21 protein-coding genes are annotated in these 18,511 nt (G+C 39.0%); 15 read left to right on the top strand and 6 right to left on the bottom strand.

Features of this window, described 5'->3' with window-relative positions:
* Nucleotides 1-20 precede the first annotated feature (20 nt).
* Nucleotides 21-1,004, top strand: a complete 984-nt coding sequence (locus GJ691_RS08960) for a UDP-glucuronic acid decarboxylase family protein (protein WP_154366010.1) — start codon at nt 21-23, stop codon at nt 1,002-1,004.
* 97 nt (nt 1,005-1,101) lie between these two features.
* A complete protein-coding gene (gene purD, locus GJ691_RS08955; RefSeq protein ID WP_154366008.1) occupies nt 1,102-2,373 on the top strand; it encodes a phosphoribosylamine--glycine ligase in 1,272 nt (423 codons plus the stop codon).
* Here the strand turns inward: purD and GJ691_RS08950 are convergent.
* A complete protein-coding gene (locus tag GJ691_RS08950) occupies nt 2,368-2,589 on the bottom strand; it encodes a DUF6341 family protein (protein WP_154366006.1) in 222 nt (73 codons plus the stop codon). The genes purD and GJ691_RS08950 overlap by 6 nt on opposite strands.
* 40 nt (nt 2,590-2,629) lie before the next feature.
* On the opposite strand from GJ691_RS08950, the gene GJ691_RS08945 reads away from it, so the two are divergent.
* The 3 genes from GJ691_RS08945 to GJ691_RS08935 are packed head-to-tail and all read left to right on the top strand — an operon-like array spanning nt 2,630 to nt 5,264.
* Entirely contained in the window at nt 2,630-3,565 is a 936-nt protein-coding gene (locus tag GJ691_RS08945) for a hypothetical protein (RefSeq protein WP_154366004.1), read from the top strand.
* 35 nt (nt 3,566-3,600) lie between these two features.
* A complete protein-coding gene (locus GJ691_RS08940; RefSeq protein WP_154366002.1) occupies nt 3,601-4,203 on the top strand; it encodes a DUF4254 domain-containing protein in 603 nt (200 codons plus the stop codon).
* Between the two features lie 17 nt (nt 4,204-4,220).
* Complete coding sequence (locus GJ691_RS08935) at nt 4,221-5,264, top strand: glycosyltransferase family 9 protein (protein ID WP_154366000.1); 1,044 nt, start codon at nt 4,221-4,223, stop codon at nt 5,262-5,264.
* 8 nt (nt 5,265-5,272) lie between these two features.
* On the opposite strand, the gene GJ691_RS08930 is transcribed toward GJ691_RS08935, so the two are convergent.
* The 5 genes from GJ691_RS08930 to GJ691_RS08910 form a co-directional block, all read right to left on the bottom strand.
* Nucleotides 5,273-5,890, bottom strand: a complete 618-nt coding sequence (locus GJ691_RS08930; protein ID WP_154365998.1) for a TetR/AcrR family transcriptional regulator — start codon at nt 5,888-5,890, stop codon at nt 5,273-5,275.
* A gap of 236 nt (nt 5,891-6,126) precedes the next feature.
* A complete protein-coding gene (arsS, locus tag GJ691_RS08925; protein ID WP_154365996.1) occupies nt 6,127-7,182 on the bottom strand; it encodes an arsenosugar biosynthesis radical SAM (seleno)protein ArsS in 1,056 nt (351 codons plus the stop codon).
* Between the two features lie 81 nt (nt 7,183-7,263).
* Nucleotides 7,264-7,599, bottom strand: coding sequence for an arsenosugar biosynthesis-associated peroxidase-like protein (locus GJ691_RS08920; protein ID WP_154365994.1), 336 nt, complete (start codon nt 7,597-7,599; stop codon nt 7,264-7,266).
* Between the two features lie 118 nt (nt 7,600-7,717).
* Entirely contained in the window at nt 7,718-8,410 is a 693-nt protein-coding gene (locus GJ691_RS08915; protein ID WP_179955069.1) for a TIGR04282 family arsenosugar biosynthesis glycosyltransferase, read from the bottom strand.
* Between the two features lie 304 nt (nt 8,411-8,714).
* Nucleotides 8,715-9,767: a ferredoxin--NADP reductase gene (locus GJ691_RS08910; RefSeq protein WP_154365990.1), complete on the bottom strand. Its 1,053-nt coding sequence runs from the start codon at nt 9,765-9,767 to the stop codon at nt 8,715-8,717.
* Nucleotides 9,768-9,905: 138 nt separating this feature from the next.
* Here GJ691_RS08910 and GJ691_RS08905 point away from each other — a divergent pair, with 138 nt between their 5' ends.
* The 10 genes from GJ691_RS08905 to atpH all read left to right on the top strand — a co-directional run bounded on the left by GJ691_RS08905 (nt 9,906) and on the right by atpH (nt 18,509).
* Entirely contained in the window at nt 9,906-11,375 is a 1,470-nt protein-coding gene (locus GJ691_RS08905) for a DUF5687 family protein (RefSeq protein WP_154365988.1), read from the top strand.
* Nucleotides 11,376-11,420: 45 nt separating this feature from the next.
* Nucleotides 11,421-12,140 carry an ABC transporter ATP-binding protein gene (locus tag GJ691_RS08900; RefSeq protein WP_154365985.1) on the top strand — a complete coding sequence of 240 codons (720 nt, stop codon included), beginning with the start codon at nt 11,421-11,423 and terminating at the stop codon, nt 12,138-12,140.
* A gap of 142 nt (nt 12,141-12,282) precedes the next feature.
* On the top strand, nt 12,283-14,835 hold the full coding sequence (gene porW / locus GJ691_RS08895; RefSeq protein ID WP_154365983.1) for a type IX secretion system periplasmic lipoprotein PorW/SprE: 2,553 nt from the start codon (nt 12,283-12,285) through the stop codon (nt 14,833-14,835).
* A 2-nt stretch (nt 14,836-14,837) separates the two neighbouring features.
* A complete protein-coding gene (locus tag GJ691_RS08890) occupies nt 14,838-15,275 on the top strand; it encodes a bactofilin family protein (RefSeq protein WP_154365980.1) in 438 nt (145 codons plus the stop codon).
* The gene (locus GJ691_RS08885) at nt 15,253-15,483 is read left to right on the top strand and encodes an AtpZ/AtpI family protein (protein WP_154365978.1); all 231 of its coding nucleotides are present in this window, start codon (nt 15,253-15,255) and stop codon (nt 15,481-15,483) included. The genes GJ691_RS08890 and GJ691_RS08885 overlap by 23 nt, the downstream gene beginning before the upstream one ends.
* Nucleotides 15,483-15,878, top strand: a complete 396-nt coding sequence (locus GJ691_RS08880; RefSeq protein ID WP_154365976.1) for a DUF6168 family protein — start codon at nt 15,483-15,485, stop codon at nt 15,876-15,878. Before GJ691_RS08885 ends, GJ691_RS08880 begins: the two co-directional genes overlap by 1 nt.
* A gap of 114 nt (nt 15,879-15,992) precedes the next feature.
* Nucleotides 15,993-17,123: a F0F1 ATP synthase subunit A gene (atpB, locus tag GJ691_RS08875; RefSeq protein ID WP_154365974.1), complete on the top strand. Its 1,131-nt coding sequence runs from the start codon at nt 15,993-15,995 to the stop codon at nt 17,121-17,123.
* 62 nt (nt 17,124-17,185) lie between these two features.
* Nucleotides 17,186-17,377 (top strand): ATP synthase F0 subunit C, encoded by a 192-nt coding sequence (gene atpE / locus GJ691_RS08870; protein ID WP_109648393.1) that lies wholly within the window; start codon nt 17,186-17,188, stop codon nt 17,375-17,377.
* An 85-nt stretch (nt 17,378-17,462) separates the two neighbouring features.
* A complete protein-coding gene (locus GJ691_RS08865; RefSeq protein ID WP_154365973.1) occupies nt 17,463-17,963 on the top strand; it encodes a F0F1 ATP synthase subunit B in 501 nt (166 codons plus the stop codon).
* A 6-nt stretch (nt 17,964-17,969) separates the two neighbouring features.
* Nucleotides 17,970-18,509, top strand: coding sequence for an ATP synthase F1 subunit delta (gene atpH / locus GJ691_RS08860; RefSeq protein WP_154365971.1), 540 nt, complete (start codon nt 17,970-17,972; stop codon nt 18,507-18,509).
* Nucleotides 18,510-18,511: the final 2 nt, after the last annotated feature.

Here is an 18,511-nt window from a genome sequence, read left to right as displayed (position 1 = left end):
TGATTTAAAAGGGTTTTTTTATGAAAAAAATTTTAATCACCGGTGCTGCAGGTTTTCTAGGATCACATCTTTGTGATCGGTTTATCAATGAAGGGTTTCATGTCATAGCCATGGACAACTTGATAACAGGTGACCTTAAGAACATTGAACATCTTTTTAAATTGGAGCAGTTTGAGTTTTATCACCATGATGTGACCAAATTCGTTCATGTGCCCGGAAAATTGGATTATATATTGCATTTCGCTTCTCCTGCTAGCCCAATAGATTATCTGAAAATCCCTATTCAAACCTTAAAAGTTGGTGCTTTAGGAACCCATAACCTTTTGGGACTCGCACGGGAAAAGAAAGCACGTATCCTTATCGCTTCTACTTCGGAAATATATGGAGATCCATTAGTGCATCCGCAGACGGAGGAATATTATGGAAATGTAAACACCATTGGCCCAAGAGGGGTCTATGACGAGGCCAAACGCTTCCAAGAGTCCATTACCATGGCATATCATAGGTTTCATGGGTTAGAAACAAGAATAGTCCGTATATTCAACACCTATGGACCAAGAATGCGTTTAAATGATGGTAGGGTCATTCCTGCTTTTATGGGACAGGCCCTAAGAGGTGAAGATTTGACCGTATTCGGTGATGGGTCCCAAACACGTTCTTTCTGTTACGTGGATGATGAAATAGAAGGTATTTATCGGTTGTTGATGAGTGATTATAGTTACCCAGTGAATATCGGAAACCCCAATGAAATCACGATCAAGGATTTTGCCGAGGAAATCATAAAATTGACCGGTACTACCCAAAAAGTAATTTACAAAGATTTACCCCAAGACGATCCTCTTCAGAGACAACCGGATATCTCAAAAGCGAAGGAGATTCTAGGCTGGGAACCCAAAGTGGGTAGGGCCGAAGGCATGAAAAAGACTTTCGATTATTTTAAGACTCTTTCAAAAAAAGAGCTCAAAAAGACCGAACACCGTGATTTTTCCAGTAGAAACAAGTGATAAGCCACTAGTCCGATTGTTTGTTCCCTCACAATTTTATTGATGCAACACAGGGTGTTTTAAGCGTCCAAGTCTTATTTTTGCGCAAACTTTAATTATGAACATTCTTATTCTTGGGTCAGGTGGTCGCGAACATGCCATCGCATGGAAACTTGCACAAAGCCCTAAATTATCAAACTTGTTTATTGCCCCTGGTAACGCAGGAACGGCCAGTATTGGGACAAATATATCCGTAGGGGTAAATGATTTCGAAAAAATAAAGGAGATTGTTCTTTCCAAGGATATTGATATGGTAATTGTAGGTCCCGAAGATCCATTGGTGAACGGTATCCATGATTTTTTCCTGAACGATGCAGAACTTAAGGATGTTCCTGTAATCGGGCCACAAAAAGCAGCGGCTACCTTAGAAGGCAGTAAAGAGTTCGCTAAAGAGTTTCTCATTAGACATAATATACCTACTGCAGCATATCAAAGTTTCACTTCAGAATCCTTGGAAGCGGGGTATGCCTTTTTGGATTCCCTTAAACCGCCTTATGTTTTAAAGGCAGACGGACTTGCAGCTGGGAAAGGTGTGGTTATCTTGAACGATTTACAAGAGGCCAAGGATGAACTAAAAATCATGTTGGTCGATGCAAAATTCGGGGAAGCAAGTACGACCGTTGTTATCGAGGAGTTTTTATCGGGTATTGAATTAAGCGTATTCGTACTCACAGATGGTAAGGGCTATAAAGTTTTGCCAACGGCCAAGGACTATAAAAGGATTGGCGAAGGAGACACTGGGTTGAATACAGGCGGCATGGGGGCAATTTCCCCGGTTCCTTTCGCGGATAAGGCATTTATGGACAAGATACACGACCGTGTGGTCAAACCTACCGTAGAGGGCCTTAAAAAGGATAATTTGCCGTACAAAGGTTTTGTCTTCATCGGCTTGATAAAAATTGGGGATGACCCATTCGTTATTGAGTACAATGTTAGAATGGGAGACCCAGAGACCGAAGTTGTCATTCCTAGGATTAAAACTGATTTGGTTACTGTGTTCCAAGCGGTTGCCGATCAAAAATTGGATAGCATCGACCTTGAGATTGATGACCGAACCGCATCAACGGTTATGTTGGTGTCCGGAGGATATCCGGAAGCCTACGAAAAAGGTAAAGAAATAATGGGTTTTGAGAATATCGGGGATTCCATTGTATTCCATGCCGGTACAGATCTTAAAGACGGAAAAGTGGTGACCAATGGTGGCAGGGTAATGGCAATTACCTCCTACGGGGATAATTTTAACCAAGCACTACAAACCTCTTATCAAAGTATCGATAAGATATGTTTTGAGAAAATGAACTTTAGAAAGGATATCGGGTTCGACCTATAAATACGAATGTGCGGAGCAAGATTTGTCCTCTTCGTTGTTGTCGTTGTATTTCTTTAACTGAACCATCCAATAAACGAAGGCTACAAAACAGATGATCATAAACAACCAGTTGACCGTATTGGCTGCCCACCAGTTCTTGGTGAATCTTAAAAAGTCATAGGGCCAAAAAAGTCCGTTTACAAATAAATCCTGTATGCCTTCAAAAAATGCCTTCATGTTATAGTATATTTACGGAACAAAAATATAAAAACCGAGGATGATTGCAAGTATTTTTGGAAAAACAAAACCTGTAAACCATATAATTGTAGTTACTTTTCTGTTTCTGTTCTATTGGCTTGTTCATTTTTTTCTCTTTAAAAAGGTGTATGCCGCTGAGGAAATATTGTGGCAAACGGTGATTTTGGGCATTTTACTTTTCTCCGTACTCATTGTGGATTTTATTGTTAAGCGTAATAAAATAACCCTTGCAAATTCGTACGCGATTTTATTTTTTGGGCTGTTAATGGTGCTATTTCCTGAAACCTTGACGGACAATCATGCCATTCTTTGTAATTTCTTTGTGCTTTTGGCTATTCGAAGGTTAGTCAGTATGCGATCTTTAAAGAACATTAAGATTAAGGTTTTCGACGCTTCGTTATGGATACTTTTTGCCAGCCTTTTTTATGATTGGGCAATCCTTTATCTTATTGTGGTCTATATCACCATATATATTTATGACCCTAAAAACCTTAAAAATTGGTTGGTGCCATTTGCCGCTTTTTGCGCTGTTTTATTATTGAGTTCGGGTTATTTGGTTTTAACCGATAATTTAGAATTCTTTAGATCCCATTATAAATTCTCCATACTCTTTGTGCCCGAATATTATTTAAACTGGGTAAGTAGTACCAAATCCATCATTTATGTTTTGGGATTGTTCGTATTAAACATATTGACCTTTATCCAACTTGGAAATGCAGGGGTTGGAAAGATCGTCACCACCCGTATTATAGTTTTTTTCTTGATTATAGGATTGGTTATAGATGTCTTGGTTAATTCTAACGGGCAGTATCCGATTATACTCACTTTTTTCCCAACAGCGGTTTTAATGACAAATTATATTGAGTTGTTGAAGCGTGAAAAGTTTCGTGAAATAGCACTGATATTTTCTGTAACGATTCCGTTTATTGTCTTCCTGTCCACGATGTTTTTATAGCAAATAAAGGGTATCTTTGTAGAAAATAATATCAGATGTTCAGTTCTTTAGCCAATCGTATTTTTCAGGAAAGTATCATAAAATACCACGAAATCGATACCGTGGACCAACCTTTTGAAAATCCATATCCAAAAGATGATATAGCACATTTGTTATACCGTAAGAATTGGATAGATACAGTGCAATGGCACTATGAGGATATTATAAGGGATCCAAACATTGACCCGGTAGCTGCATTGGTTTTGAAACGTAAGATTGATGCCAGTAATCAGGACAGAACAGATTTGGTTGAATATATTGATAGCTATTTCTTAAAAAAATACCAATCGGTTAAAATTGCCGACAATGCTGTGATCAATACGGAAAGTCCGGCATGGGCCATAGACCGTTTGTCCATTTTGGCTTTAAAAATCTATCATATGCAAGAAGAGGCCGACAGAAAGGACGCCTCGCAAGAACATATAAAAAAATGTCAAGATAAATTGAACGTGTTACTTGAACAGCGAGTGGATCTATCAACGGCCATTGATCAATTGTTGGGAGATATCGAAGCGGGTCAAAAGTATATGAAGGTCTACAAGCAAATGAAGATGTACAATGACGACGAGCTTAATCCGGTGCTTCGCGGTCAAAAATAAATTTTCTTTAGGGAACTATGGATAACGGCAATCACCTATTGGTAATAAGGCTCTCAGCCATGGGTGATGTCGCAATGACCGTCCCGGTTATAAAATCCCTTCTTGATACATACCCCGATTTAAAGGTAACCGTACTTACCAAAGGGTTTCTTTCCCCTATTTTCATGGATTTGGATAGGGTAAACGTTCATGTTGCGGATGTTTCCAATAAGCATAAAGGGGTTTATGGGCTTTGGAAATTATTTAAAGAATTAAGGTCTTTGAAAATTGATGCGGTTGCCGATTTACATAACGTACTTCGAAGTAATGTCCTAAAACGGTTTTTTCTTTTGGCCAAAATCCCTTTCGTTCAAATTGACAAAGGGAGAAAAGAGAAAAAGGCACTTACGGCAGAAAAGGATAAGGTTTTTAAACAATTGAAATCTACCCATCAACGTTATGCCGATGTTTTTATTCAATTGGGTTTCCCTTTTATACTTCCTGAAAACAACTTTTTAGCGAAAAAAGTACTGTCACAAGAAGGCCTTAACTTGTTGGGTAGTGATCCTCGAAAATGGATAGGCATTGCCCCTTTTGCGGCTTTTGAAGGTAAAATGTATCCTTTGGAACTAATGGAGGAAGTGGTAAAGCATCTAAACAAAACCAATCAGTATAAAATATTATTGTTTGGAGGTGGGGGCAAGGAAAAAGAAATTTTGGACCAATGGGGCAATACCTATTCTGATTGTATTTCCCTCGTAGGTAAACTCGCTTTGGAAGAAGAACTGGCCTTGATATCGAATTTGGACCTTATGCTCTCAATGGATAGTGGAAATGCCCATTTGGCGTCTCTATTCGGTATTCCCATAATCACTCTTTGGGGCGTTACCCATCCGTTTGCCGGTTTTTATCCCTATGGACAAGATTTGGATAATGCCTTGCTTTCCGATAGGGAACGTTATCCTTTAATACCCACTTCTATTTATGGTAACAAAGTGCCCGAAGGGTATGAAGATGTAATGACCTCTATAACACCCAAAGCAATCTTGAATAAGATTGCTCTTCTATTGAATGCTATTTAGGTTTTTGATCAAATTGCAGGTTGCTTTACTTCTATTGATTTAAAGAACTGCTTTAATTGGGCCATAAACCTATATTTACGCGCACTTGGAGCGTTATCTGCCATAAGTGTACGAACACCCATGTATGAACTCATTAAGAACAAAGCAACGCCTTCAGCATCTACGTGCCTATCTATATGGCCGTTAAATTTGCCTTTTTGAATAGTGGAAACCAAATTAACTTCCCAAATTTGGAGTATATCGTTCAAGTGTTTACTTATTTTTTCATTCTTACCACGAAACTCGTTCACGAAATTGCTCAATACAAAACCGCAATCCAATTCATTGTGTACCGCTGTTTCCAACGCATTTTCAAAACAATCGGTGATTAACTGTACGGGATTGTCATGCCCTTCAATGGGTTCGATCAACAGGCTATAGACCTTACGGGCCAATAAGTTCTCAAGAATCTGGATAAAGAAATCTTCCTTGGAATCAAAATGATAATAGAACGCGCCTTTTGAGAGGGAAAGTTCTTTTAAAATATCATCAACACTGGTATTGTAATAGCCATTATTATAAAACAATTCAAGGCCTGTTACTTGTAATCGCTGCATGGTTGCCATGCGTTTTAGGTTCTTGTCCATAAGATTGGGTTTAATGGTTCAATTAGACCGTTAAGTCTTTAACAAAGAACCCACAACCTTGTTTTAGGCACAGGAATAAGGGATGAGGTCAACGAAAAACTCGTTAAAATGTAAAAACCTCGGTGAACTACCTAAATATCGAACACTTGAACAAACCGCCCGGTCGGTTTAAGTGTACTTTTCTCAAGACAAAAGGATGGGCTAAATCTTAAGAAAAATGCTTTTCGACTTAAAAATCAAGCGACCGTTCCTTGGCAACTACTTCCTGCACCTGCCGTACAACCATAACAATGCTGGGAGATAATGATGTCCCTATCATTCAATATATCCTCATTATAATCTTTTATATGTTTGATCTTACTGTCGACTTTCAAATCGAGCATTTGGTTAAAATCACAATCATACAGCCATCCGTCCCAACTAACTGAAATCGTATTGGTACACATTACATTTTCAACCGCCATGGGATTATAGGCTTCTACCAGAGCATACATATAGTCTTCATAATTATCCGAAGCGATCAAATAATCCAAGAATCTTGAGATTGGTAAATTGGTAATGGCGAAAAGATTATGGAATTGGATATCAAAATCCTCTTTCAAGGCCTTTTTAAAATCCCTTTCCATGGCCACTTGATCTCCAGGTAAAAAAGCACCGGAAGGGTTATAGACCAAATCCAATTTAAGATTACTATCGGGTAGGCCATAGCCAACGGCATTCAATTCCTGTAATGCTTTAATCGATTTATCGAAAACGCCATCTCCACGCTGCTTATCGGTTTTCCCCCTGGTGTAGTGTGGCATTGATGACACCACATGCACATTGTGTTTTTTAAAGAACTCAGGCAAATCATGGTACTTTTTGTTGGCCCTGATGATGGTTAGGTTAGAACGTACGATAAAATCTTGGATACCTGCCTTGGCCGCTTCTTCAACAAACCATCGAAAGTCAGGGTTCATTTCCGGGGCACCTCCTGTAAGATCCAGGGTATGTGCTCCTGTGTTTCGAATAACCTCCAGACAATATTGCATGGTCTCCCGGGTCATGATCTCTTTACGGTCCGGGCCTGCATCAACATGGCAATGCTCACAAACCTGGTTGCACATATAACCCAAATTGATCTGAAAGATTTCAAGTTTTTTGGGTCGTAAGGGAAAATGTCCGGTAAGACCTATTTTGTCTTTGAAATAGGGCAATTCACCTTCTTCAAAAATACCTCCATTGAGTATTTTTAGTTGCTCGTTTTTTTCGGCAAGTTCATTGTGTCTTGCCTTTAATGATTTTGTCGCCATAATTATTTTTTCGGTTGACGGCCACAGTGTCAGGATTAGACCTATTTTGTCCAAAAGTCAGTTTGTGGCGCCCTGTACTTTTTACATACTTAATTTATCGTACTTGTTCATCATTTGCACGCCATGTACCAATGTTGCCCCACTTTCAATTGCCGCTCCGGCATGAACGGCTTCCATCATTTCTTCTTTGGTAATTCCCTTTTGCAATCCGTCTTTGGTATAAGCATCAATACAATAAGGACATTTTACAACATGGGCAACGGCCAATGCGATCAAGGATTTTTCACGGGCCGAAAGTGCCCCTTCTTCAAAGACTTTTCCATAGTAATCGAAGAATTTAGTTCCTATTTCTTCACTCCACTCCGTGATTTTTCCAAATTTCCTTAGGTCTGCTGGGTCGTAATATGATTTTGCCATTGGTATGCTTTTATATAAATGTTATTGAATTTTGGGGCGATATCCCATTCATTTCATTATGAAATGGTATGGATCTCCCAAATGGTTTTTAATGTTATTTGATTATGGAAAAGGTGGTTTATCTATAAACCGAAAAGAGTTCAGGAGAACCTTTGTTTTGATGAATGCGGTATTTGAACTCTTCCTTGAATGGAAGCTCAATTGAATAAATCGTAGAATGGGGGTCTATCAATTTCAGAATGATTCTCCTGATAAATCGTGTAAGTTGGTTTGTGAATTTTGAAAGAAGCTTAAGGTCCCGATCGGTATCAATATCAAACAACCTATCTAATTGGATAATGTCCGAACTTTTAAAAGGGAGTGCTTTCTTTATTGATAAACGTAATTCTGAAGTCTGCCACGGTAGATTTTCGAAAATTTCTTTATCAAAGTTCTCTTTGTGCAGTCCCATTAAATAAAATCCACCATCTGAAGATGGTCCAATGACCAATCTGTTTTTTTCCAAGAGCGTGGCCGCTTCTACGATGTGGGAGGTTTTCAATTGTGGCGTATCATTGCCAATGGTAATGACACGTTTAAAACCTTTTTTGAAAATAGCTTGAATTGCGTTTGAGAATCGTTCTCCAAAAGTATCGCCTGTTTGTTCTTTTTCGGTGTAATGAAAATAAGGCAGCCCGGTTTTTGAGACCATTTCGAGACTATACTCAGATAGCGCATTGAACAACGCAGGGCTATTTAGTGTCTTTTTGCGTCTGCATTCCTCTTGGGAGGAGAGAGCAAAAACCAAAATAGCCGTTTCTTGTATGTTCAATGCCTGCATTTATGGAGCGTTCCTGTAAATTTATATAAAACCTATTTCAAATAGGTCGAAAATAGGTGGTATTCTTAACATGTTCTAAAATATTTTGTTTAAATGGTATTTTAAAAAAACCGACCCACGGGTCGGTTCTTCGGTTTTGTTTTGGCATTTGTTTATGTGGATGCTAGGACGGATTGTCAAATAACATCGATTAAAAACAGGAGTTTGGCAATAATTGATGCTTTCATGTTACTGTACAAACCGCTTGGTTTGAAATAGGCGGACCCACATCATATGTTTCGAGGGGCTAAAACTCTTAAACATCGTCATAATCGACTTTTAAGGTCGAGGTTAATGGGTGTGCTTGGCATGTAAGGATCAATCCTTCCTCTATCTCCCCATCTGTTAGGATCTGGTTTTTGACCATTTCGGCTTTTCCTTCGGTAATCTTTGCGATACAACTACTGCAAACTCCTCCTTGACAAGAATAAGGGGCATCAATATTTTCCTTTAAAACCGCATCAAGAACAATATCGTTCTTACTCATGGTAAGGTGGAATTCCTCGTCATCCACGATTACCGTTACTTGTGTTTTACCATCTGAAGTTACCGGTTTAGAATCGGAAACGGTTTCAGTGGTACTGAACAATTCAAAATGTATTTTGTCCTTAGGCACGCCATTTTCTTGAAGTGTATCGGTTACCAAATGAATCATGTCTTCCGGACCACAAAGATAGAATGCGTCAAAATCGATATTCTTGTGTTTGTTCTTTAAAGCGTAGTTAACGGTAGATACATCAATACGCCCGAACAAAGAGCCTTCTTCCTGCACCTTGCTATTCGTGAAGTAAATAAAAAACCGATTGGCATAATCTAGCTGTAGCTTTACCAAATCCTTATAAAACATGGTTTCAGCATTCGATTTATTCCCATATACAAGTACGAAGTTATTATGGGTATTGCTTTCCAAAACCTCTTTTACAATACTCATGATAGGGGTAATACCACTTCCGGCCGCAAATGCAGCCACGTTTTTTTGTTCACTGGTAGATTTAAAAACAAAACGCCCTTCAGGAGGCATTACTTCCAAAACATCACCTACTTTCAATTGGGTATTGGCAAAATGTGAGAATCCGCCTTTATCCACTTTTTTTACCCCGATAGTTATATAATCGCGTTTTGGGGATGAACTTATGGAATAAGCACGACGCAATTCCTTACCTTTAATTTCTTTTTTTATGGTGATGTATTGCCCAGGGACGAAAGCAAAAGTCTGCTTAAGTTCTTTGGGCACCTCAAAAGTTATGGCCACCGAACTTGGTGTAAGGTGTTTGATCTGTTTTACGGTCAAAAGATGAAAATGAGTCATGCTAAAATTCTTATGAATGAAGTACAAAACTAAGCAAAGCAAGGGCTATAAAAAATGGGTTCATTAAAAAAATAAGCTCTAATTGTAACAAAACCATGTTTATAAACACTAACTCCACAGAACAAAAAACCAACCTGTATGTTCAAACACTTTGTTAGCCTCCAGTGGAAATCGTTCTTTAGATCTTCCAATTTCGGAAAAAGTCTTGCCCTAAAACTATTAATGGGTTTCTTGGCCGTTTATTTAATGCTTTCCTTTGCTAGTTTGGGTATCGGTCTTTATTTTATCCTGAAAAAAGCATTCCCGGATTCGGAACCTATGCTTATTGTTAGTGGGTATCTCTTATATTGGGTGTTGATTGAGCTTTTCTTTCGGTATTTTATGCAAAAACTACCGGTCATGGATATTAAGCCACTGCTGTTATATCCTATCAAAAAAAGTAAGATCGCACATTATATTTTAATTAAGTCAGGACTTTCCGGTTATAACTTCCTTTCCCTCTTCATAGCTGTTCCTTTTTCGATTGTTTTAATGGTTCAAGGGTATCCTGTAATTAATGTCCTTAGTTGGCTATTTGCGATTGTTTGTATAATACTTACCATCAACTACACCAACTTTATCATTAATAAGAGCGATAAGGTGTTACTGTTTTTGGGTGCGCTTATTTTGGCCTTATACGGTTTGGAGTATTTCAATATTTTCTCCGTTAAGGAATATGCCGGTCAGTTGTTTTACAGTCTGTATCAAAATCCTATTTTGGTATTGATTCCTTTGTTATTGGTCATAGGCACGTATTATGTTAATTTCAACTTTCTTCGAAAAAAGCTGTATCTCGATGCTTCCCTGAAAAAGAAAGCGGTCAAGGTCGAAACTTCCGATCTGACTTGGACCAAACGTTTTGGGGATATTGCTCCTTTTCTTCAACTGGATTTAAAACTCATCTGGAGAAACAAACGTACCAAGATGCAGGTGTTCATTTCTTTGGCAATGATCCTTTATGGATTGTTTTTTTATAGTATGGATACCTATGGGGATACCAGTACCATTTACCTTTTTGTCGGGATTTTCATGACCGGGATTTTTCTTTCGAACTTTGGTCAGTTCATTCCGGCGTGGGACAGTGAGTACTACGGAATGATGATGTCACAGAATATTCCCCTGCGAAAATATCTTGAAAGTAAGGCCGGACTAATTTCCGTGAGTATAGTCGTTATGTTCCTGCTCTCAATACCATACGTGTATTTTGGTTGGAAAGCCTTGGCCATTAACTTTGCTTGCGCCCTTTACAATCTGGGTGTTAATGTTCCGGTGATTTTGTTTTTCGGATCTTTCAATAAAAAAAGGATAGACCTTACCAAAAGTGCCATAGGTAACATGCAAGGAACCAGTGCAACGCAGTTCTTGGTGTTATTGCCGTTAATGGTGGTTCCAAGTGTCCTTTATTTTGTGCTAAAAACATTTGTTTCATTTGAAGTGGCCATTGTAACCTTATCGGTTATGGGAATCATAGGTTTCGCGTTTCGGAACACATTGTTGAACAAGGTTACCGAGGCCTATAGAAAAAGGAAGTACACCATGCTTGCGGGGTTTAAGGAGCAGAATAGCTAAAAACCATTCGGTATATATTGTAAAAGGATAATTAGAGAAAATAATATGATCACAACACAACATCTTACCAAGAAATATGGAAGCCAAATGGTTTTGAACATAGAGCATTTAGAAATTCCGAAGGGTCAAAGTTTTGGTCTAGTAGGTAATAACGGTGCCGGAAAAACCACTTATTTTAGTTTACTGTTGGATTTGATACAGCCTACAACTGGGCATATCGTTAATAATGAGGTGCAGGTGAATACCAGTGAGGATTGGAAGCCTTTTACCTCTTCGTTTATAGATGAATCTTTCTTGATCGGTTATCTGACCCCGGAAGAGTATTTTTATTTTATAGGAGAGCTTAGGGGCCGAAACAAGGCCGATGTGGATGCACTGCTGGCCAACTTCGAGGATTTTTTCCATGGGGAGATTTTGGGTCAGCGTAAATACCTGCGAGACCTATCCAAAGGAAATCAAAAAAAGGCGGGTATCGTGGCTTCATTTATCGGTAACCCCCAAGTAATTATTTTGGATGAGCCGTTTGCGAATTTGGATCCGACTACACAAATCAGATTAAAAGCAATTATCAAGGATTTGGCGGCCAAAAAAGAAATAACCGTTTTGGTTTCAAGCCACGATCTTATGCATGTTACCGAAGTGTGTGAACGAATTGTGGTTTTGAACAAAGGCGAAGTGGTACGCGACATTCAGACATCTGCCGAAACCCTAAGGGAACTCGAAAGCTTCTTTGCGGGCACCCAAGTTTCAAATGAGGAGGAATAACTGCTGGCATTCATTTGACCCAAACTAAATCTATCTTTTTGTTCGAGGAGGTGTTACCGTGGAATAAATCTGTATTTTATCGACCAACTGCATAATAATCCCGTCGTTTTTCAGTTTACTAGGTGTACGAATACAGAGAATTTTGAAGCTTCGATATAAAATTATCTTTTCAGCCCTTTCGGCTGTAATCATCCTAAGTGCATGTTCTACCAAAAAGGACGCATTCCTTAACAGGAATTGGCATGCAATGAATACCAAATACAATACTTTGTATAATGGTGAGATTGCCTTTGAAAAAGGGCGGGAAGAACTTAATGCCAACTACCAAGACGATTATTGGGAAATTCTGCCCATAGAGCGATTGGAGGTGACCGATGAGGTTAAGCTAGATTCAGAGGATAACAACCCAAATTTTATTATTGCGGAAGAAAAGGCCACAAAGGCCATTCAGAAGCATAGTATGGATATTAAGGAGATCGAACGCAATCCCCAGACCGATGAGGCCTTTTTACTTTTAGGCAAGGCCCGTTATTTTGACGAACGCTACATTCCGGCCTTGGAAGCCTTTAATTATATTCTTAGGAAATACGATGAGAGCGATAAGTTGAACGAAGCCAATATTTGGCGGGAAAAAGTGAATATCCGTTTAGAGAATGATGAGCTGGCCATTAAAAACTTAAAACGCTTAATGAAGTTCGAAGATCTAAAAGATCAAGAATATGCAGATGCTAGGGCAATGATGGCCCAAGCATATATTAATCTAAAAGCACCGGATACGGCGATACAGCATTTAAAAGTTGCTTCGTACTATACAAAGAAGAACCCGGAGAAAGGCCGATATTTTTATATTATCGGACAGTTATATAACCAATTGCAATACAAAGACAGTGCTAATTATGCTTTTGATAAGGTTATTGAACTGAATAGGAAATCACCAAGAGTGTATATGATCAATGCACATCTGCAGAAAATCAAGAACACCGAACTGACGGATGGGAACAAGGAGGAACTTTTCGAATACTTGACCGATTTGGAAGAGAATAGGGAGAACCGCCCATTTCTCGATAAAATATATAGGCAATTGGCAGAATACCATTTGGCTACCAAATCAGATAGTTTGGCGTTGGTATATTTCAATAAATCCTTACGGGCTACCCAGAATGAACCCAAGCTCAATGCTTTGAATTACGAAAATCTGGCCATCTACAATTTTGACCAGAACCAGTACAAGACCGCAGGGGCATACTACGATAGTGTTTTGACCAACCTATATGAAAACACTAAAAAATACCGATCGGTCAAAAAGAAACTTGATAACTTGGAAGACGTTGTAAAATATGAGAATGTTGTACAATACACTGATAGTGTTATTACCCTTTTCAACCTTTCCAAGGATGATCAAATTGCTTTTTTCGAGGACCATATCGCGGCATTGCGGAAAGCAAAGGAAGATGCGGAAAAGAAAGAAATTGAACGCATTACCCAAGGTTTTGCGGCTTTTGCAGAGAGCAAAGGTGGAAAGGAGAATAAGGGCAAGTTCTATTTCTATAATATTACCAGTCTAGGGTATGGTAAAAATGATTTTACCAACAAATGGGGCAATCGGACTTTGGAAGACGATTGGCGATGGTCGAATAAAAATACTATTTCAGTTTCGGATCAAGACACGGGAATCGCTGATGGCGGTTCTAAAAACCTTGACCCCACCGATGAGGAAAAGTTTTCCTTGGATTTTTATATGGATCGCATCCCGACCGATGTTTCGGTCATCGATAGTCTAAAGACCGAACGGAATTTCGCGAACTATCAATTGGGATTGATCTACAAAGAAAAATTCAATGAGAATCTATTGGCCGCCGGTAAATTGGAAGATGTGTTACGGTCAGATCCTGAGGAACGTTTGGTCCTTCCATCTAAATACAACCTTTACAAAATCTATGAGGAAGAAGGGAGCACATTGGCGGCAGAAATGAAAGCGGATATAGTTCAAAACCACTCCAATTCAAGATATGCCGAGATTTTATTGAATCCGACAGCCATATTGGAAGGTAACACAAATAGTCCCGATGCTCAATATGAAAGGCTTTATAAGATGTTCCAAGACCAAAAGTTTTTGCAGGTAATAGCGGAAACGGAGAAAAACATAAATAAATATACAGGTGACCCCATAGTGCCCAAGTTCGAGATGCTCAAGGCCAACGCAATAGGTAGGTTACAGGGCTATGAGGATTTCAAGGAAGCCTTGAACTACGTGGCATTGACATACCCTAACAATCCGGAAGGCAAGAAGGCGGAACAAATGGTGGCCGAGCAATTGCCTAAATTGGAAACCAAGGAGTTCTCAAAAGAAACCGGTTCCACAGGCAAAGGAAATTGGAAAGTGGTCTTTCCTTTTAAGAGAAGTAATGATAAAGAGGCGGTTGATTTAAAGGAGCGACTTGAGAAATCGATCCAAGACCTTAAATACAAAAATATCGTTTCAAAGGATATTTATAATCTCGAAGACCAGTTTGTTGTTGTACACGGATTCAAATCCAAGGATTTCGCCTTGGGTTATGCCGAACTACTAAAAAACAATAAGGATTACAGAATTAGCAATGAGAATTTTGTAATTTTATCTTCGAACTATAAGATCATACAGGTACATAAAAACCTGTTGGATTATAAGAATTTCGTTTTAACCCCAAAACCATAAACATGTTTTCAGACAAACAAAAACCCAGAGCTATGAATGAAATAGGTGGACAGCCGAACAGAATCGAAAAGAACACAAAGATCAAAGGGGAAATCATCTCCGAAGCTGATTTTAGGATCGACGGTAAACTCGACGGTAACGTAAAGACCTCAGGAAAGGTCGTAATAGGTAAAGATGGCTATATTCACGGAAAAGTGGAGTGCGTAAATGCCGATATCGAAGGTAGTTTCAATGGAGAGCTGCTCGTGTCCGATCTATTGTCATTAAAATCATCCGCTGTAATCGAAGGAACGGTTTCCGTAACCAAATTGGCCGTAGAGCCAGGTGCGACTTTTAATGCTTCGTGTACCATGAAAGGTAAAGGAAGTACTATAAAGGGGTCCAATACGGGCGGTTTTAAAGGATCGGTAAGTGGAAATGAGCAAGCAAAAGCCTCCTAATAATAAGAACAACCTTAGAAATATTGCAATGCTTTCGGGTATTGCGTTTGAGATGGGTGCCATAATCTATTTAGCAGCCCAAGGGGGAATATGGCTCGATGAACACTATCAAACCGAAAAAAGAATATATACGGCAATTGCCACACTTATCGGTGTGGCAATTTCTATTTGGGTGGTTTTGCGACAGCTTAAAAGAATAAAGTATTGATGGCAAAAGTCAACCCCATAGTTCAGTTTATTTTAAGTGCGGCTTTTTCTTTAGGCGCGGTTTTTCTAATCCATTTGATCATTCTCGATAATTTGGGGTTTCCAAAGTTCAATGATCTTATTGGCCTTTCGTATATCGTAAACGGTTTATTGGCCATCGCGATTTTTGTTTCCATCTATATTTTCAGAAGTAAATTAAAGAATCAGATCGGTTTTCTTTTCATGGGCGGAAGCTTTTTGAAATTTCTTTTTTTCTTCATTTTGTTTTATCCAGCATATAAGTCCGACGGTGAAATGAGCCGATTGGAATTCGCCGCTTTTTTTGTCCCATATGTTGTCTCTTTGGTCGTTGAAACGATCTTCACCGCACAAATTTTAAAAAAATGGATTAATTAGAACATTCTCATTTAGAGCGCCTATACCTTTAAATAAACTCAAAAATGCTTTTTTCTTTTTGCGAGAATAACTTACATTTGCAGCGATTTTTAGAGACCGATACCATAAAGTGATATGCGAAAACCATTTTTATTGAAATTTCTTTTGGCTGCTGTTCTTCTTCTGGGAAACACTGCTTTTGCTAGTGATAGCGACGTTGAAGAAGGCAAGGATAAAAAAACAGAGATAAAGGAATTCATAGAACATCACCTTCAGGATTCCCATTATTTTAACCTTTATGGTACCACCGATGAGCATGGGAAAGTGCATCATGTAGGTATTCCATTGCCTGTTATTTTATGGGATAATGGGTTAAAAGTGTTTTCGTCTTCCAAATTCCACCATGGGGAGGAAGTTGCCGAAGTTGATGGCAACTATTACAAATTATATCACAGTAAAATTTACAAAACAGACGCTGAGGGTACCATCACTTATGATGAAGAACACCACCCGACCAATGTTAGGCCATTGGATTTTTCCATTACCAAAAGTGTGGTAATGATGTTGGTAACAGGGCTTCTATTGTTATGGCTTTTCAGTAGTCTTGCTAAGAGTTATGCAAAGAACAACAGTGTTCCTACAGGTGCCGGGCGTTTCTTTGAGCCTATCGTTCTTTATATCCGGGACGATATTGCCATTGCCAATATCGGCGAGAAAAAGTATAAAAGATACATGCCTTTCCTTTTAACGGTATTCTTCTTTATCTGGTTTTTGAACATGTTCGGCCTAACGCCATTAGGGGTGAACGTAACCGGTAATATCGCTGTAACGACTGCCTTGGCCGTAATTGTGTTCTTGATTACCAACTTTACCGGAACCAAGGATTATTGGAAACACATTTTCGATCCACTTGGCGACGGTATGCCATGGTATGGTAAGATCATTATTTATATTATCTTGGTCCCCATTGAAATTTTGGGTCTTTTCATTAAGCCTTTTGCATTATTGATTCGTTTGTATGCGAACATGACTGCAGGCCACGTAGTATTAATGAGTTTGGTCGGATTGATATTTATTTTCAAAAGTTGGGTCGGAGGCCCATTGTCATTTGGCCTTTCGTTTGCCATATCCCTTATAGAGGTCTTGGTGGCACTTTTGCAGGCTTATATCTTTACGATGTTGGCAGCCTTGTATTTTGGATTCGCTTCTGAGGAACATGATCACGATCATGAACACGAAGAGGAAGCTGAATTGGCTCATTTATAAGTATTTTTTGGCCTGAATGATCAGGCGACAGGATTGAATGTTTAATTTTTAATATATATTTTATGGAAATTCCAAGTGTAGTAGGTGCAGGTTTAGCGGTCATCGGTGCTGGTATCGGTATCGGGATGATTGGTGGAAAAGCAATGGAAGCTATTGCTCGTCAGCCTGAAGCTTACGGTAAAATTCAAACAGCGATGTTGATTGCAGCAGCGCTTATTGAAGGAATTGGTTTTGCCGCTATTTTCGCGGGATAAACCAAACAAAAAAACGAACGGCTATGACGGTTGGTCATAGCTTTTCGTTATTGTTCATAATCATAGAATAGAATAACAAGACAACATGGAAAAATTAGTAAATGACTTTTCGTTCGGCCTTTTCTTTTGGCAGATCATATTGTTCGTGCTATTGCTTTTATTACTTCGCAAGTTCGCATGGAAACCTATCTTGAATGCCGTAAATGACAGGGAAGAAGGGATTAAAGATGCTTTGGCGGCCGCTGAGAATGCCAAAAAAGAAATGCAGAATGTTACAGCCGATAGCGAAAAATTATTACAGGAAGCCCGTGCGGAACGTGAAGCAATGTTGAAAGAAGCCCGTGAGATCAAAGATAAGATGATCGCAGAATCAAAAGATCAGGCTAAAGCCGAAGGGGATAAAATGATAAAACAAGCCCAAGCTACCATAGAAAGTGAGAAAAAGGCTGCGGTTGCTGATATTAAGAACCAAGTAGCTGAACTTTCGGTTGAAATAGCGGAAAAAGTCATCAAGGAACAATTGTCTAATAAGGATAAGCAGTTGAAATTGGTTGATGATATGTTGGGTGACATTAAATTGAACTAATCAAGAATGAACGATACTAGAGCCGCCATACGATACGCTAAAGCAATATTGGATATTGCTGTTGACAACAAAGCAACTGCTGCTGTTGAAAACGATATGCGCTCTATGGTCAAAACGATTTCCGACAGCAAGGAGTTAAAAGACATGTTGGCAAGCCCAATTGTTAGATCTGAGGTTAAGAAGAAAGCATTGAATGGTATTTTCAAAGGTGTTCATGCTATTTCCGAAGGGATGATTAAGCTTTTGGTAGACAATAAGCGAATCGGGATGTTGAATGAGGTTGCCTTGAAATATATCATTTTGAACGAGCAATTAAAGGGGCAGGATGTAGCGCTAGTTACAACCGCCGTGCCTTTGACCAAGGAGCTTGAAAAGAAGGTATTGGTTCAGGTAGCCCAATTAACGGGGAATGAAGTAACCGTTGAGAATAAAATCGATGAAAGTATCATCGGAGGTTTTATCCTTAGGGTCGGGGATTTGCAATTCGACGCCAGTGTGGCCAACAAGTTGAGTAATTTAAAAAGAGAATTTACAAATAGTCTATAATA

This window comes from Maribacter luteus (genome assembly GCF_009674825.1).
Classification (GTDB): Bacteria; Bacteroidota; Bacteroidia; order Flavobacteriales; family Flavobacteriaceae; genus Maribacter_A; species Maribacter_A luteus.
This window is presented reverse-complemented; position numbering and strand designations above follow the sequence as displayed.

What these genes read in the sequence shown, in the direction of transcription:
- atpB (WP_154365974.1), top strand. Translation starts at nt 15,993, where the DNA reads ATGCGAAAACCATTTTTATTGAAATTTCTTTTGGCTGCTGTTCTTCTT.
- GJ691_RS08890 (WP_154365980.1), top strand. Translation starts at nt 14,838, where the DNA reads ATGTTTTCAGACAAACAAAAACCCAGAGCTATGAATGAAATAGGTGGA.
- GJ691_RS08865 (WP_154365973.1), top strand. Translation starts at nt 17,463, where the DNA reads ATGGAAAAATTAGTAAATGACTTTTCGTTCGGCCTTTTCTTTTGGCAG.
- GJ691_RS08910 (WP_154365990.1), bottom strand. Translation starts at nt 9,767, where the DNA reads ATGACTCATTTTCATCTTTTGACCGTAAAACAGATCAAACACCTTACA.
- purD (WP_154366008.1), top strand. Translation starts at nt 1,102, where the DNA reads ATGAACATTCTTATTCTTGGGTCAGGTGGTCGCGAACATGCCATCGCA.
- arsS (WP_154365996.1), bottom strand. Translation starts at nt 7,182, where the DNA reads ATGGCGACAAAATCATTAAAGGCAAGACACAATGAACTTGCCGAAAAA.
- GJ691_RS08900 (WP_154365985.1), top strand. Translation starts at nt 11,421, where the DNA reads ATGATCACAACACAACATCTTACCAAGAAATATGGAAGCCAAATGGTT.
- GJ691_RS08945 (WP_154366004.1), top strand. Translation starts at nt 2,630, where the DNA reads ATGATTGCAAGTATTTTTGGAAAAACAAAACCTGTAAACCATATAATT.
- atpH (WP_154365971.1), top strand. Translation starts at nt 17,970, where the DNA reads ATGAACGATACTAGAGCCGCCATACGATACGCTAAAGCAATATTGGAT.
- GJ691_RS08950 (WP_154366006.1), bottom strand. Translation starts at nt 2,589, where the DNA reads ATGAAGGCATTTTTTGAAGGCATACAGGATTTATTTGTAAACGGACTT.
- GJ691_RS08940 (WP_154366002.1), top strand. Translation starts at nt 3,601, where the DNA reads ATGTTCAGTTCTTTAGCCAATCGTATTTTTCAGGAAAGTATCATAAAA.
- GJ691_RS08880 (WP_154365976.1), top strand. Translation starts at nt 15,483, where the DNA reads ATGGCAAAAGTCAACCCCATAGTTCAGTTTATTTTAAGTGCGGCTTTT.
- GJ691_RS08935 (WP_154366000.1), top strand. Translation starts at nt 4,221, where the DNA reads ATGGATAACGGCAATCACCTATTGGTAATAAGGCTCTCAGCCATGGGT.
- GJ691_RS08930 (WP_154365998.1), bottom strand. Translation starts at nt 5,890, where the DNA reads ATGGACAAGAACCTAAAACGCATGGCAACCATGCAGCGATTACAAGTA.
- atpE (WP_109648393.1), top strand. Translation starts at nt 17,186, where the DNA reads ATGGAAATTCCAAGTGTAGTAGGTGCAGGTTTAGCGGTCATCGGTGCT.
- GJ691_RS08960 (WP_154366010.1), top strand. Translation starts at nt 21, where the DNA reads ATGAAAAAAATTTTAATCACCGGTGCTGCAGGTTTTCTAGGATCACAT.
- GJ691_RS08885 (WP_154365978.1), top strand. Translation starts at nt 15,253, where the DNA reads ATGAGCAAGCAAAAGCCTCCTAATAATAAGAACAACCTTAGAAATATT.
- GJ691_RS08905 (WP_154365988.1), top strand. Translation starts at nt 9,906, where the DNA reads ATGTTCAAACACTTTGTTAGCCTCCAGTGGAAATCGTTCTTTAGATCT.
- GJ691_RS08920 (WP_154365994.1), bottom strand. Translation starts at nt 7,599, where the DNA reads ATGGCAAAATCATATTACGACCCAGCAGACCTAAGGAAATTTGGAAAA.